Origin of the sequence: Erwinia sp. (genome assembly GCF_031978025.1) — a bacterium.
Classification (GTDB): domain Bacteria; phylum Pseudomonadota; class Gammaproteobacteria; order Enterobacterales; family Enterobacteriaceae; genus Erwinia.
This window is the reverse complement of sequence record NZ_DALZCD010000044.1, coordinates 2,934-16,247: the sequence shown is the minus strand read 5'-3', so window position 1 is coordinate 16,247 and position 13,314 is coordinate 2,934. Positions and strand designations below refer to the sequence as shown.

11 protein-coding genes and 1 pseudogene are annotated in these 13,314 nt (G+C 54.3%); 8 read left to right on the top strand and 4 right to left on the bottom strand.

Annotation, left to right across the window (positions count from 1 at the left end; genetic code table 11):
* Positions 1–763, top strand: a 763-nt coding sequence (locus RTK32_RS05530; protein ID WP_312042485.1) for a sugar-binding domain-containing protein, incomplete at its 5' end; no start/stop codon positions are given.
* Positions 764–835: 72 nt separating this feature from the next.
* A complete protein-coding gene (smrA, locus tag RTK32_RS05525) occupies positions 836–1,402 on the top strand; it encodes a DNA endonuclease SmrA (RefSeq protein WP_312042484.1) in 567 nt (188 codons plus the stop codon).
* On the opposite strand, the gene RTK32_RS05520 is transcribed toward smrA, so the two are convergent.
* Complete coding sequence (locus RTK32_RS05520) at positions 1,399–2,322, bottom strand: LysR substrate-binding domain-containing protein (RefSeq protein ID WP_312042483.1); 924 nt, start codon at positions 2,320–2,322, stop codon at positions 1,399–1,401. The two genes, smrA and RTK32_RS05520, sit on opposite strands and share 4 nt — an antisense overlap.
* 311 nt (positions 2,323–2,633) lie before the next feature.
* Here RTK32_RS05520 and RTK32_RS05515 point away from each other — a divergent pair, with 311 nt between their 5' ends.
* The 3 genes from RTK32_RS05515 to RTK32_RS05505 all read left to right on the top strand — a co-directional run bounded on the left by RTK32_RS05515 (position 2,634) and on the right by RTK32_RS05505 (position 7,722).
* Positions 2,634–3,962: an aromatic acid/H+ symport family MFS transporter gene (locus RTK32_RS05515; RefSeq protein ID WP_312042482.1), complete on the top strand. Its 1,329-nt coding sequence runs from the start codon at positions 2,634–2,636 to the stop codon at positions 3,960–3,962.
* A gap of 371 nt (positions 3,963–4,333) precedes the next feature.
* Entirely contained in the window at positions 4,334–5,863 is a 1,530-nt protein-coding gene (locus tag RTK32_RS05510; protein WP_312042481.1) for a carboxylesterase/lipase family protein, read from the top strand.
* 206 nt (positions 5,864–6,069) lie between these two features.
* A complete protein-coding gene (locus tag RTK32_RS05505; protein ID WP_312042480.1) occupies positions 6,070–7,722 on the top strand; it encodes a methyl-accepting chemotaxis protein in 1,653 nt (550 codons plus the stop codon).
* A gap of 44 nt (positions 7,723–7,766) precedes the next feature.
* On the opposite strand, the gene pepT is transcribed toward RTK32_RS05505, so the two are convergent.
* Together pepT and RTK32_RS05495 are read right to left on the bottom strand one after the other, a co-directional pair.
* Entirely contained in the window at positions 7,767–9,005 is a 1,239-nt protein-coding gene (pepT, locus tag RTK32_RS05500) for a peptidase T (protein ID WP_312042479.1), read from the bottom strand.
* A 48-nt stretch (positions 9,006–9,053) separates the two neighbouring features.
* Positions 9,054–9,233: a DUF2158 domain-containing protein gene (locus tag RTK32_RS05495; protein ID WP_312042478.1), complete on the bottom strand. Its 180-nt coding sequence runs from the start codon at positions 9,231–9,233 to the stop codon at positions 9,054–9,056.
* Positions 9,234–9,357: 124 nt separating this feature from the next.
* On the opposite strand from RTK32_RS05495, the gene RTK32_RS05490 reads away from it, so the two are divergent.
* The 3 genes and pseudogenes from RTK32_RS05490 to RTK32_RS05480 all read left to right on the top strand — a co-directional run.
* Positions 9,358–9,786 carry an OsmC family protein gene (locus tag RTK32_RS05490; protein ID WP_312042477.1) on the top strand — a complete coding sequence of 143 codons (429 nt, stop codon included), beginning with the start codon at positions 9,358–9,360 and terminating at the stop codon, positions 9,784–9,786.
* A gap of 397 nt (positions 9,787–10,183) precedes the next feature.
* Positions 10,184–11,776: an ABC transporter substrate-binding protein gene (locus tag RTK32_RS05485; protein WP_312042476.1), complete on the top strand. Its 1,593-nt coding sequence runs from the start codon at positions 10,184–10,186 to the stop codon at positions 11,774–11,776.
* A gap of 329 nt (positions 11,777–12,105) precedes the next feature.
* Positions 12,106–12,460 (top strand): annotated as a pseudogene (locus tag RTK32_RS05480) (recombinase family protein); the annotation flags it as partial.
* A 72-nt stretch (positions 12,461–12,532) separates the two neighbouring features.
* Here the strand turns inward: RTK32_RS05480 and RTK32_RS05475 are convergent.
* On the bottom strand, positions 12,533–12,940 hold the full coding sequence (locus tag RTK32_RS05475; protein ID WP_312042475.1) for a DUF4354 family protein: 408 nt from the start codon (positions 12,938–12,940) through the stop codon (positions 12,533–12,535).
* Between the last annotated feature and the right edge of the window lie 374 nt (positions 12,941–13,314).

Here is a 13,314-nt window from a genome sequence, read left to right as displayed (position 1 = left end):
GACGCTGGCGCAGCAGCTGCAGACAACATTCGGCCTGAAATACTGCCAGGTGGTTCCGTCAGGCGGTGTTGAAGCGGCTGGGCTACAGCAGATGATCGCCGTAGCGGGGGCGGAAGTGATGGCGCAAACGCTGAAAAACGAGCAGCCGCAGGTCGTTGCGGTGGGATCGGGAAGAACCTTACGGGCCACCATTAATGAGCTGCCGGAACTGGACCGGCCTCAGCACAGCTGTGTCTCATTGATTGGCGCTATCGCCAGTGACGGCTCCTGCACCCGTTACGATGTGCCGCTGTGGATGGCAGAGAAAACGCAGGGGCGTTATTTTATTCTGCCTGCACCGCTCTATGCCGATAGCGTCGACGATCGTGACCTCTGGTGCAATCATCGTATCTACCGCACCGTAACGGAAAAAGCCGATCAGGCAGACGTAATGTTTGTAGGGATAGGCCAGGTTTCGCCAGGCTGCCCGCTGAATGCGGATGGCTTTATCTGCGATGACGAGGTAACCAGCCTGCTGGCGAAGCGGGTGGCGGCAGAGATGCTTGGGCATTTTATCGGCGAGGAAGGTGAAAGGGCGTCAACCGACCTGGACAGCCGTTTAACCAGCGTGCGGCTGACGGCCCATACCCAACGCAATATCATCGCCTTTGCGGGAGGCAGCGAAAAGCACCGGGCCATAGCCGCCGTGCTGAAGGGCGGCTGGATCAGCGGACTGGTGACTGATGAAGCCAGCGCCCGTTACGCCCTGGCGGAAAGTGCCTGAATTTTTGCCAGCACGCCCCGGTGCAGATACCATTACACTATCCTTAATCGTGGCCACCGGGGGAGCTGTATCATGAGTTTTAATGATGAAGACCTGTTTAAAGACGCGATGGAAGACGTCACGCCGCTCAAGGACTGTAGCAACATTCTGTGGTTAAAATCCCCTTCGACAAAATCGCCCCGGCAGCGTCCGGAAGAGCAGCAGCTGGATAACCCGTTGACCAGCGGCTTTTTGACCGTGATCCCACGGGAAACGCCGCTGGAGTTTAAAGCGGAAGGGATTCAGCAGGGGGTGCTGGATAAGCTGCGGCTGGGCAAATATCAACTTGATGCCAGCCTTAATTTGCTGCGTCAGCCGGTGGAGATCTGCCGCCAGTCGCTCTACAGCTTTATGCTACAGGCCGAGCGCGAAAATTACCGTAATCTGCTGATCGTTCATGGCAAAGGCAAAGAGGATGAGTCGCACGCCAATATTGTTCGTAGCTATCTGGCGCGCTGGCTACAACAATTTGACCAGGTGCAGACATTTTGCAGCGCTCAGCCGCAACACGGTGGGGGCGGCGCCTGCTATGTTGGATTACGCAAAAGCGAACAGGCTCGTCTTGACAACCGAGAAAGGCACGCCAAACGCAGTCGCTAACCGGAGTGGGATTTACGCACGGTCGCCATCAGCACTTCTGCACTGCGACTCAGGGGCGCGCCGGTACGGGTAATAATACCGACCGGCTCGCCCGGTCCGTGCGAGGCAACAGGGAGCGCAGCCAGCGCATTATGCAACAGGTCGTCTTTGATGGCGCCAGAGGGCACAAACCAAACGTAGTTATAGCGCAGCGCCAGCTGGCGGGCCAGCGAGGTGGCGGAGGTTTCTACTATGGTGGCCGGCAGCCGGCAACCGTGATCCCTGAGCATCGCATCAGCGATACGGCGCGGTGCCGTGCCTTCCGGCGATATCACCACAGGCCAGCTGAGCGCGCGCGACAGCGTGACGTTGTCACTTAATAGCGGATGGTCAGGCCTGACGACCAGCCTTAACGATTCCAGGAATAGCAGTTCGTACGTCAGGCCGGTCATCATTTCCGTTTCAGCCATACGGCCGATACCTACCTCAAATTCACCTGCTCTCAGCCCGGCAAGCAGCACGTTATTATGCAGGGTAGCGACCTGCACCAGCGTATCTGGCTGCTGCTGATGGAATCTTTCGAGGATGGAGGGCAGCATTCCCAGGGCCACTGTCGTTAACACGCCAATGCGTAGCACGGCCGGACTGCGTGTGGTGACGGGGCTGAGTGACTGACCGGCATGATTCAACGCATCCAGAATACGGACTGCATGGGTCAGGAACTGTTCGCCTGCCGTGGTCAGCTGGGCGCCCAGTCGGCCCCGTTCAAACAGCCTGGCACCGGCCATTTCTTCCAGTTCGTTCAGGGTTTTTGACAGCGCGGGCTGGCTGAGCGACAGTACCTCGGCGGCGCGCCCCAGCGTACCCTGCTGAGCCACGGCGACAAAGGTATGAAGATGGCGCAGTCGAATGCGCTGATTAAACAGGTAATTTTTTTCCATACTGCAGCGTAGCCAGCAAGACGGCGCGCAGGCAAGCAGCGCATAGGAATATTGTTAACCTTATTGCAAAATTTCATTAACATAATAGCGCTTTTTCATCACCTTCTGCCGCGTATAAGCCTTAGCCCTATCAGCTTTACTGATAAAAGCCCCTTTTTTCATTGCGGATGCTTGCTTTTTCAAGGGAAATAGCTACAAGCAGGTACGTAATTCGCTGGGTGAAAGCGGTAACAATCCGTTATGATAGCCGACACTTTTTTCTCGGAACCGACGCCAGCCGCTTTGCATATTGCTGGCCATGGAGCGCTAACGTGGAGAGTATTGTTGCGACAGATGTCCGCACCCTGATCAACGAAGGCAGCATCACTCGCTACCAGCAACGTATTATCCTCCTGTGTTTTGCGGTGGTGGCGATGGACGGGATGGATATCGCCCTGATGGGGTTTATCGCACCCGCGTTGAAAGCAGCGTGGGGTATTACTACGCAGCAGCTGGGCGCTATCATCAGCGCGGCGCTAATCGGGCTGGCGCTGGGAGCCTTGTTTGCCGGTCCGCTTGCCGATCGTTTTGGCCGTCGCGTCATTATCATCAGCAGCGTCTTTTTCTTTGGACTGTGGACGACAGCAACGGCCTTTTCGCACAATGCCGATCAGATGATGCTTTTTCGCTTTCTCACGGGCCTGGGGCTGGGTGCGGCGATGCCCAACGTCGGCACGCTGGTGGCGGAATACTCTCCCGAGCGCAAGCGCGCCTTTATCATTACGGTGGTGTTCTGCGGCTTCACCTTCGGGGCGGCGGGTGGCGGCTTTGCTGCTTCCTGGCTAATTCCTCATTACGGCTGGCATGCGGTGCTGATCCTGGGCGGCGTACTGCCGCTACTGCTCGCACCGCTGTTGCTGAAAGGCCTCCCGGAGTCGGTGCGCTTTTTGCTGGCGCGACAGGCCCCCGCAGAACGCATCCGGCAGATCGTTGAAAAAATGGTGCCCGGCCAGGTGCAACAGGGAAGTCTGTTTGCTATATCGGAAAAACCACAGCGTGAGAGCGCGGTTAAACTGGTGCTGACTCGACCTTATCTCTCCGGCAGCCTGCTGCTATGGGGCAGCTATTTTATGGGGCTGTTTCTGGTTTATCTGATCGGCAGCTGGCTGCCCTCGCTGGTTAAGGATATGGGCATGACGGTGACCCAGGCTGCGCTGGTCACTGCTATGTATCAGGCTGGCGGTACCCTGGGCTCACTCTTTGCCGGCTGGATGATGGATCGCCTTAACGCTAACCTGGCGCTGGCCGCTATCTATTTTGCCGGGGCTATTGCGACGGTGGCCATCGGCTACGCGCCGGCAAGTACGCTGATCCTCAGCCTGGTCGCGTTCTGCAGCGGTTTTTGCCTTAACGGGGCCAATACCGGCATGAACGCGCTGTCGGCCAGCTACTATCCTACGCATGCCCGGGCTACCGGCTCCAGCTGGATGCATGGCGTAGGGCGAGTGGGCGCGATCCTCAGCGCTTTCGCAGGGGCACAAATGCTGGCGATGGGCTGGCATATTACGGAGGTTTTCTCCAGCCTGGCGGTGCCGGCGGTGCTGACTTCGTTGATGCTGCTGGCAAAATACCGTTTCGGTCATAAGCGTCGCGAAGCGTAACAGGCCGTTATCAGGTCTGCTGGCAAACGCTGCCTTAGGATGAAAATGGCGCCTGCTGTCAGCCACTGTTTTAGGGATAAATACCGCGCCGGAAACGGCGCGGTTGATCGTTGCTGCCGAGTGTAAATATCCTCTTACGCTCTGCGAAAGAACCCGGCGGGTTACCCGATATCAGAGACTGGCTGGCCGCAAAGAGGTGGCCCGTCTGAAAAGCGTCATAAAAGATAACGTCTTGTCCTTTAAATACATTCCCTCCATTTTTCTGACCTGAATGTTAAGAAAAAGTAAGCATTTTCTGTAAATGGGGCCACCTATTGGACTTTGTCGTCACGCTTGCAAATAATGGTGAGCAGATGACTCAGGACGCAGCAATGAAAAACGAACGCTTGATAAGGATAAGCACGGCAGAAGGGATGCTGTGCGGCAATCTGGATAAGGATGTCTTTGTTTTCAGAGGAATACCTTACGCTGCGCCGCCTGTCGGTGAGTATCGCTGGCGCTCACCAAAACCCGTTACGCCGTGGCAGGGCGAGCGTGATGCGACGGCCTGGGGCGCGGCCAGCTGGCAGAACCGGCAGTACTGCATGGCGGTAGGGGGCGGCGATCCTGGCGCGTTTAGTGAAGATTGCCTGTACCTTAACGTCTGGACACCGGAAACGGAGCCGGCTGCACCGATGCCGGTGATGGTCTGGATCCACGGCGGCGGTTTTACTATCGGTGCCGCGGGCCTGGCTCCTTATATCGGCCAGCCGCTGGCGTCGCAGGGCGTGGTGGTGGTTACCCTTAACTACCGGCTGGGCCATTTGGGTTTCTTTGCGCACCCGTCGCTGGATAAAGAATATGCACCGGGCGAGGTCGTCAACAACTTTGCGCTGCTGGATCAGATCGCCGCGTTGCAATGGGTGCAGCGAAATATCAGTGCCTTCGGTGGCAATCCCCACAACGTCACTCTCTTTGGTGAATCATCCGGCGCACGCAGCGTACTTTCTCTTTTTTCCTCACCGCTTTCTGCCGGTTTGTTTCATAAAGGCATTGCGCAAAGCCCCTATGCGCTGCCCGATTTGCCACGTGAAAAGGCGCTGGCAAACGGCGAAAAGCTGGCGCGTCATTTTAATTTGTCACACGCTACCGCCGAACAGCTGCGCGCGCTGCCTGCTGACGCATTCTGGCCTCTGGAGAGCGGACTGGCCAATGGCCCGGTAGCGATAGCGGGCGATCGGGTTTTACCCGTACCCATGCTAAAAGTTTTTAATAACGCCGCCCAGCACAAGCTGCCGTTGATGATCGGCAGCAACAGCGACGAAGCCAGCGTGCTCAGCTATTTCGGGGTGGATCCCGCGCTGATTATCAGGCAACTCCGTGCCACGCAGCGGGTAGGGCTGCGTATGAAAATGATCCGACTGTTGTATGACGGCCTGTACGATGACGACAGGCTCGGCAGACAGGTTGCGCGTGATATGACCTTCACCGCAATGGGTTACATTGCCGCGCTGTCGCAGTGCCGCAAGGGGATACCGGTCTGGCGCTATTACTTTGATTATGTGTCGGAAAATTCACGCGACCTCTATCCGGACGGCACCTGGCATGGCAATGAGATCCCCTATACGCTCAATACCCTTGACGAACTGTCGGCACAAATGGCCGCACGACCCTTCACGGCAGGCGATCGGGAATTTGCCAAAAAGGTCAGCGGTTATTGGCTGAATTTTGCCCGCCACGCCAGCATCTTTTCTCACCGGCTGGAGGGCGATCCCGACTGGCCTGCATGGCAGCCCGGCGCGGATGTGGTGATGCGCTTCGGCGAAACGGGGCCGACGCTGAAGCTGGAGAAAAATTTCATGCGCAGACGGATGCAGCTGTTTCGCCTGCTGATGGGGAGCGTGGTTAAACTGCGCGAATAATCTTTTAACATAGTCTTGATGGCTTTATAACGGACAGGAAAATAAAGAAGAGGCGCAGCAAGGACTTAACGCCAGGTTGTGGCCAGTAAGGCGCTGAATAAAAAAGAAATAGCGACTCATGATTTCGTTGGCGATGCCGATAACTCTTGTCAAGCGTCCATTACGCAGGACGAGCATTCGGGCTTTCAAATCGTTACGGAGTAGTTATGAATTTGCTAAAAGATTTTACCATCCGCAGCGTAATGCTGTGGATCCTGGGCCTGTTCTGCCTGATGTGGACGGCGGTAGGTATTTACAGCGTTTGCGCGCTGAACTCGGTGGGGAAGGGTAATGAGGTTGACCGTGAACTGGTTAACCAGATGACCGTCCTCAGTAAAGGCAATGACCAATATTTTCGTTTTATCACTCGCCTGACGCGCGCGGTAGAATCCCGCCAGGCCGGTAGCCCAACGGCCGCTGCCGATATGGCCTCGGCCCAGAAAGCGCTGGATAATATGACCAAATTGTTAGGCGATTTTAAAGCCGAAGCGCCGGGTCCGCTGGCGCCGGATTACGCTGACGCCGTGATTGCCGACTGGCAGAAGCTGCTTGATCAAGGGGTTCTGCCGCAGATGAGCCTGGCGCAGCAGGCCTCGCTGGACGATTTTCGTCGTCATGCCGCCAGCGTGACGCCACCCCTCAGTCGTGCCTTTGGTGCCAGCGTGGATAAGTTCAATGCTGCCGCTGGTGACAAGCTGGACGTGACGCGTGTAACCGTCGATCGTCTGACGGCCATAACGAAGATCATCATCGTTATAGCCGTCATTGCCGGCCTGCTGATCCTACTGTTTACTGACCGTTACCTGGTGAAAATGCTGGTGCGCCCGCTTGACGGCATGCGCGAACATTTCCGCCGCATTGCCGAAGGCGATTTGAGCCATCCGCTGGAGGATATTGGTCGTAACTGCGTCGGTAGACTGATGCCATTACTGCGCGCCATGCAGGATAGCCTGCGGGAAGCCGTCAGCGCCATCCGCAACGGGACGGACAATATTTACCGTGGCGCGGCAGAAATCTCTTCTGGTAATAACGATCTTTCATCGCGCACTGAACAGCAGGCCGCTGCGCTGGAAGAAACCGCCGCAAGTATGGAAGAGTTAACGGCCACCGTAAAATTCAACGCTGACAATGCTCGCCAGGCCAGCGAACTCGCACAGAGCGCTTCTGGTACGGCCAGCAAGGGTGGCAAACTGGTTAAAGACGTGGTGAACACCATGGAAGGCATTTCAGGCAGCTCGCGCAAAATTGCGGAAATCACCAGCGTGATTAACAGCATTGCTTTCCAGACCAACATCCTGGCGCTGAACGCGGCGGTAGAAGCTGCACGTGCAGGCGAGCAAGGGCGCGGCTTTGCCGTGGTAGCCAGCGAAGTACGTAACCTTGCGCAGCGCAGCGCCGGAGCTGCTAAAGAGATTGAAACGCTAATCGCAGACTCCGTTACGCGCGTCAATCAGGGCTCTAAACTGGTTGGTGAAGCGGGAAGTACTATGGACGAGATGCTGCAGGCGGTAGCGGAAGTGGTGGAAATCATGAAACAGATCGCCTCCGCTTCGGAAGAGCAAAGCAAAGGTATTTCACAAATCGGTACCGCTATTACCGAAATGGACAGCGTGACGCAGCAAAATGCCTCGCTGGTGGAAGAAGTCTCCACCGCGGCCAGCGCGCTGGAACGGCAGACCGAAGAGCTGACACTTTCTGTCTCGAAGTTCCGTTTGTCACCGGCCGCCGCGGCGTCGCCAGCACCTCACGTTAAGGCTGCGCCGATAAGTGCACGACCGGTGGCGGCAAAAGCCAGCGCCGACGAGTGGGTCTCTTTTTGATCCTGCTGTAGTCTGGGAAGAAGCGCCGTGACCCGGCGCTTTTTTTATGCCTGACGCGCGGCCAGCAAGCAGAGCTGTTCCGCCACCTGATAGGACTTCACAAAGGATGACACCGGTAAAAATTCAAACCTTGAATGAAAATTGTGCGCGCCGGTAAAAAAGTTGGGCGTTAACAGACCCCGGGCCGACAGCGCCGCGCCGTCAGTGCCTCCACGCATTGGCGTGACTTTCGCGGTAATATCTAACGCTTCCAGCGCGGCAAATAACAGATCGAGGGCTCGTCGATCTTCACCGATTGCGTTACTGATATTGCTGTAGATATCGCTTATATTGACCTCGACCTTGCCGGTTGGGTACTGCGCGGCAATCAAAGCGGCGACCTCGTTAATTCGCTGCTTGCGTTGCTCAAAGCCCGTCAGCCCGAAGTCGCGGATTGACGCCTTCAGTTTTGCCTCGCTCGCATTGGCCGTCATCTCGTTAAACCAGGTGTAGCCTTCGCGTCCGGCCGTATGTTCTGGGGTCTGACGACGGTCGAAATGGCTGATGAAATCCCAGGCCATCAGCAGGGGGTTAACCAGCACGCCTTTCCCTGACATTGGATGCGCTGGTACGCCGGTGAAACGGATATCCGCCGCCGCCGCGTTGAAATTTTCATACACCACTTCGCCTAACTCGCAGCAGTCGATGGTGTAAGCGAAATCAACGTTAAAGCGTTTCTCCAAATCCAGCGCTTTCGCGCCGCGCAGACCTATCTCCTCATCCGGTACAAAGGCAACGACAATATCGCCGTGCGTCGTGGCGTCACGGAGATTTTCCAGCAGCGTCATCACTACCGTCACGGCCGCTTTATTGTCAGCGCCCAACACGCTGGTGCCGTCGCTAAAGATAATTTCTTCATGCTGATAAGGGGCAATTTCCGGATGTTCGGCCACGCGAAGCCAGATCGCCTGTTCGCTGTTGAGGCAGATATCCTCGCCTTCAAAACGCAAAATCTGCGGGTGAATATGGGGCGAGAGGCCAACGTCGACAGTATCAATATGGGTAATAAAACCGATGCGCGGCGCGCCCGAAACCGTACCGGGCAGCACAGCTGTCACGGTCGCATGCTCATCGACTTCCACGTTTTGCAGTTGCAGCGTGCGTAACTCTTCCGCCAGCAGGTTAGCCAGCGTCTGCTGACCTGGCGTACTGGGCAGACTGGTTGCGGCAGCATCGCTCTGACTGGTAACGGCAAGATAGCGGAAAAAGCGGCGGGTTAACTGGTTTGCCAGGGGCTGAGACATAGACAATCCTGTGCTTAAGTGATGAAAGGGGGCGACTGCCCCCGCCGATTAGCAAACGCCGAAATCGCCATCTTCATGATAAAGATTAACCGAGCTGGCAGGTACCTCGAGCTCTTTTTTCTCGGCGTCATCCACTCTGACACAATAAAGCATTTCGCCTTTAACCTGCACCACCACCATTTTAGGGCCGCCGGTTTTACTTTGTACAACGTCGTCAGTTTTGAACATACTATTTCTCCTCTCGTTTTCTTCTATTAATGTTCAGTAAGTAAGCATTTGCAAGTGCCGTGTCAGCAAAGCGCTGAAAAGCCACTATACTTATCCTTCACGCAAAGCAAACAGGAGGATTTTGATGACTATTCATAAGAAAGGTCAGGCACACTGGGAAGGCGATATTAAGAAAGGTACGGGGACTATCAGTACCGAAAGCGGCGCGCTGAAAGAGCAGCCTTACGGTTTCAATACCCGCTTTGAAGGCAAGCCAGGTACTAACCCGGAAGAGTTAATCGGGGCGGCACACGCAGCCTGTTTTTCCATGGCGCTTTCGTTGATGTTGGGTAATGAAGGTCTGGTGCCGGAAAGCATTGATACCACGGCGGACGTCTCGCTGGATAAAGTCGGCGAAGGTTTTAAAATTACTAAAATCGCGCTGCAGAGCCAGATTGCCCTGCCAGGTGCCGACAGCGCTAAATTTGATGAAATTATCAATCAGGCCAAAGCCGGATGTCCAGTTTCCCAGTTAATGAATGCGGAAATTACGCTGGATTATAAGCTGAACTGATTTATTTTGATACCCTGCCTCCCGGCAGGGTATTGTCTCTTTTCCCCTCCCTTAGTCAATCTTCCCGAATAAGCCAGTTACGGTGATACAGCGTGCCGATTTTTATTAAGTAAAAGCCTGCAAAAAAAGCCCCGCATAGATTTAATAATTTCCCCGTTTTATAAAGGCGGTTTATCAGGCGTCCCAAATGCTACTGCTCCATTGAAGATACGAGCGGGAAACGGGGTCAAAATTACCGGTAACATCAGTTATTTGTATGGATGAATAGCAGATGGAATTCCCTTTGCTATTTCATTGAAACAAGGTTAATAGTGGTTAGCCGGTCGGTTCCGCTCGAAGCTTCGCGGAATGATTAATAGCTGGTGCTGGCTTAATTTATTAATCAGAGGGGAAGGGGATGAAGCAATCGCTACAGAAAGGAATAATAGCTGCTGCGCTACTGACAGTTGCAACAAGCGCGACCGCGACTACGCTGGTATTCTGTTCGGAAGGATCGCCGGAAAATTTTAATCCGCAGCTTTATACATCGGGTACCAGCGTGGATGCCAGCGCAGCGACCATTTATAACCGGCTGGTGGATTTTAAACCCGGCACGACTGAACTTGTGCCAGCCCTTGCGGAAAGCTGGGATATTAGTGCTGACGGCACTGTTTATACCTTCCATTTACGCAAGGGGGTACGGTTTCAGAGCAACCGCTATTTCCACCCCAGTCGGGATTTCGGCGCGGACGACGTTATTTTCTCTTTTATGCGGCAAAAAGATCCGCAGCATCCTTATCACAACGTTTCCGGCGGCACCTATGCCAACTTTGAAAGTCTGGAATTTGGCTCGCTGATCAAAAGTATCGAAAAACAAGACGATCATACCGTACGCTTTACGTTATCCCATGCTGAAGCGCCGTTTCTGGCCGATCTGGCGTGGTATTTCGCCTCTATCCTTTCGGCTGACTATGCCGAGGCCATGCTGAAAGCGGGCACGCCGGAAAAGGTCGACAGCGATCCCCTCGGTACCGGGCCTTTTGCCCTGGTGCAGTATCAGAAAGATTCACGCATCCTTTATCGCGCTTTTCCTGACTACTGGCAGGGCAAAGCGAAGCTGGATCGGCTGGTTTTCGCCATTACGCCAGATGCCTCGGTCCGTCTCGCCAAGCTGACCAAAAATGAATGTCAGGTCATGCCTTTTCCCAATCCGGCAGATTTGCCGAAAATACGGGCGGACAGCAACCTGGTTGTACAAAAAAAATCCGGGCTTAACACGGGTTTCCTGGCGTTTAACACTCAGAAATCGCCGACGAATGACGTTCGGGTCCGGCAGGCGCTGGCGATGGCGATCGATAAACCCGCTATCATTGATGCTGTTTTTCAGGGCACGGGGACGGTAGCGAAAAATTTGCTGCCGCCTGATGTCTGGGGTGCCGCCAGCGATCTGCAGGATTATTCATACGATCCGCAGCGAGCGAAAGCGCTGTTAAAAGAGGCGGGCGTGGCACCGGGCACGACCATACAGCTCTGGGCAATGCCGGTGCAGCGGCCTTACAATCCAAATGCGCGCCGTATGGCGGAAATGATTCAGGCTGACTGGCAGAAAGTGGGCATCAATGCCCATATCGTGACGTTTGAATGGGGCGAGTACTTACAACGAGTTAAAAGCGGCGAGCATCAGGCGGCTCTGATGGGGTGGACCACCGCGACGGGCGACCCGGATAATTTCTTCGGACCGTTATTCAGCTGTACCGCAGCGAAAGGTGGATCGAATTCAGCTAAGTGGTGTTACCAGCCGTTCGAGACGCTAATTACCCAGGCGCGCGCCGAGCAGGATCGTCAAAAACGCATTGTCCTTTATCGTCAGGCGCAGCAGATTATGCATGATCAAATGCCGGCGGTGATGATTGCCCACTCCACTATTTTTGAACCGGTGCGCAAAGAGGTCACGGGCTACCAGATCGATCCTTTTGGCAAACATCTTTTCTGGCAGGTCGATTTGAAATAGCCGCTGTCTATCGACGCGGAAGCGGGCTCATTCACAGCAAATGCACCCGCTGTATTTCTCAGATCTTCAAAGACGTCTTTGGCAGACGTTAACCCGGTACCCCTGCTGACGATATGTGGACCGCGTCACGTTACCGCTGTGATACCCGCAGCAGGAGCAGGTGGTTACGACAGCGTCAGTTTCTGCGGTATTGTTGATGATGTCGTAGGGCACACGCAGCGGCAGAGGTAGTCGTTCCCGGTCGCCACACACGTGAGAAACCTGTTGATTAGTTACAACAGGCTCTATTTAAGAGAAATAAGGGAAAGACAGTGATGCCATCCAGGTAAAAACTCAACCGGTCTGGTAGTGACACTGCTAATATGACCAACTGATAAAAGAATTCGACGTTCAGGGTGTGGCAGTCGGATTTATTGATGACGGGATGGCACTGACGGTGAAACAGGGCAAATGGTGTTGAGCATCCGGTCAGCCGTGGCACAGGCTGAGCGCACGCGGATCCTGGATCACACGAATGAGGGCAGGAAGCGAGGCGATAACAAATTTGGCTACAGGCGTTCTGTAGACAGGCGTATTGTGCAGGCACTTCACCAGAAAGGCATCGGGGCGACGGAAATAGCCCGTCAGCCTGCTATTGCGCGTTTTGCGGTTTATAAAATTCTGAAAGGCGAAAAGGTCGCATAAAACGACCTTTCTTTAAATTATAACGACATGATAGTATAAATTTTATATTTCACGTCATATTTCAAGCGCCAGTTATTGAGGGCGTTTAGCGAGTTTCGGGCATTGCGAAGACCATTTTACAAATTTGGCATGGTAGACAGAGTCATCGTTGCTGACGAAAGAGACTTCGCCTTCTTTAGCGCCTTCCTTCAGCGTTCCCAGCAAATCTGCCTGCACCGTACGCTCATCAAACTCCTTGCCTTTTTTATCAAATGCTTTGTAGCAGCCCACGAAACCAGTTAATTCAATCGGCTGCTTACTATTGGTATATACAACCACCTTGAACGTTTTTTCGTATTTCGGTTGTCCTTCAACGACCACCGTCCCCTCGGAGGATGGGATAGCCTGAATGATCAATTTATTATTCACATCTTCAGCTGCTACGGATGAAAATGAGAGTAAAACAAGCGAAGAAAGAAGAACTGTACATACCTTTTTCATTGAACGAATCCTTTCGTGAGACACGGGTGATTTATAGCGCAATCAGTTTACGTGCTTTAACCTAAATACCAACTTAATGGTTATTGAGTTCTGTAACGTAATCTGTGGCAATGAGTCCCCCACTTGTGACATAGCTTCGTGGGAGATAATTTTATGACGTTGCCCCTCAACCTTAACGGGAGTGTTCGTTTCCCTGAGCGTCCGACCCCGTATAGCGCGGGTCAGGAACGAGGGTGGGCAGTTATGTCAGTAAAGGCCTGGCCGTCATCGCTTTCACCGCCGCCATACAGGCGCAATAATGTTTAAATTAAAGCGCTCTGGCAGGTAACAGCCCCCCTTTATGATAAAGGCGGCATTGCCAATATCCCGTTTCT

Bases quoted from the DNA above. Each gene is read 5' to 3' on its own strand.
- RTK32_RS05485 (WP_312042476.1), top strand. From the start codon at position 10,184: ATGAAGCAATCGCTACAGAAAGGAATAATAGCTGCTGCGCTACTGACA.
- RTK32_RS05475 (WP_312042475.1), bottom strand. From the start codon at position 12,940: ATGAAAAAGGTATGTACAGTTCTTCTTTCTTCGCTTGTTTTACTCTCA.
- RTK32_RS05505 (WP_312042480.1), top strand. From the start codon at position 6,070: ATGAATTTGCTAAAAGATTTTACCATCCGCAGCGTAATGCTGTGGATC.
- RTK32_RS05520 (WP_312042483.1), bottom strand. From the start codon at position 2,322: ATGGAAAAAAATTACCTGTTTAATCAGCGCATTCGACTGCGCCATCTT.
- RTK32_RS05510 (WP_312042481.1), top strand. From the start codon at position 4,334: ATGAAAAACGAACGCTTGATAAGGATAAGCACGGCAGAAGGGATGCTG.
- pepT (WP_312042479.1), bottom strand. From the start codon at position 9,005: ATGTCTCAGCCCCTGGCAAACCAGTTAACCCGCCGCTTTTTCCGCTAT.
- smrA (WP_312042484.1), top strand. From the start codon at position 836: ATGAGTTTTAATGATGAAGACCTGTTTAAAGACGCGATGGAAGACGTC.
- RTK32_RS05490 (WP_312042477.1), top strand. From the start codon at position 9,358: ATGACTATTCATAAGAAAGGTCAGGCACACTGGGAAGGCGATATTAAG.
- RTK32_RS05495 (WP_312042478.1), bottom strand. From the start codon at position 9,233: ATGTTCAAAACTGACGACGTTGTACAAAGTAAAACCGGCGGCCCTAAA.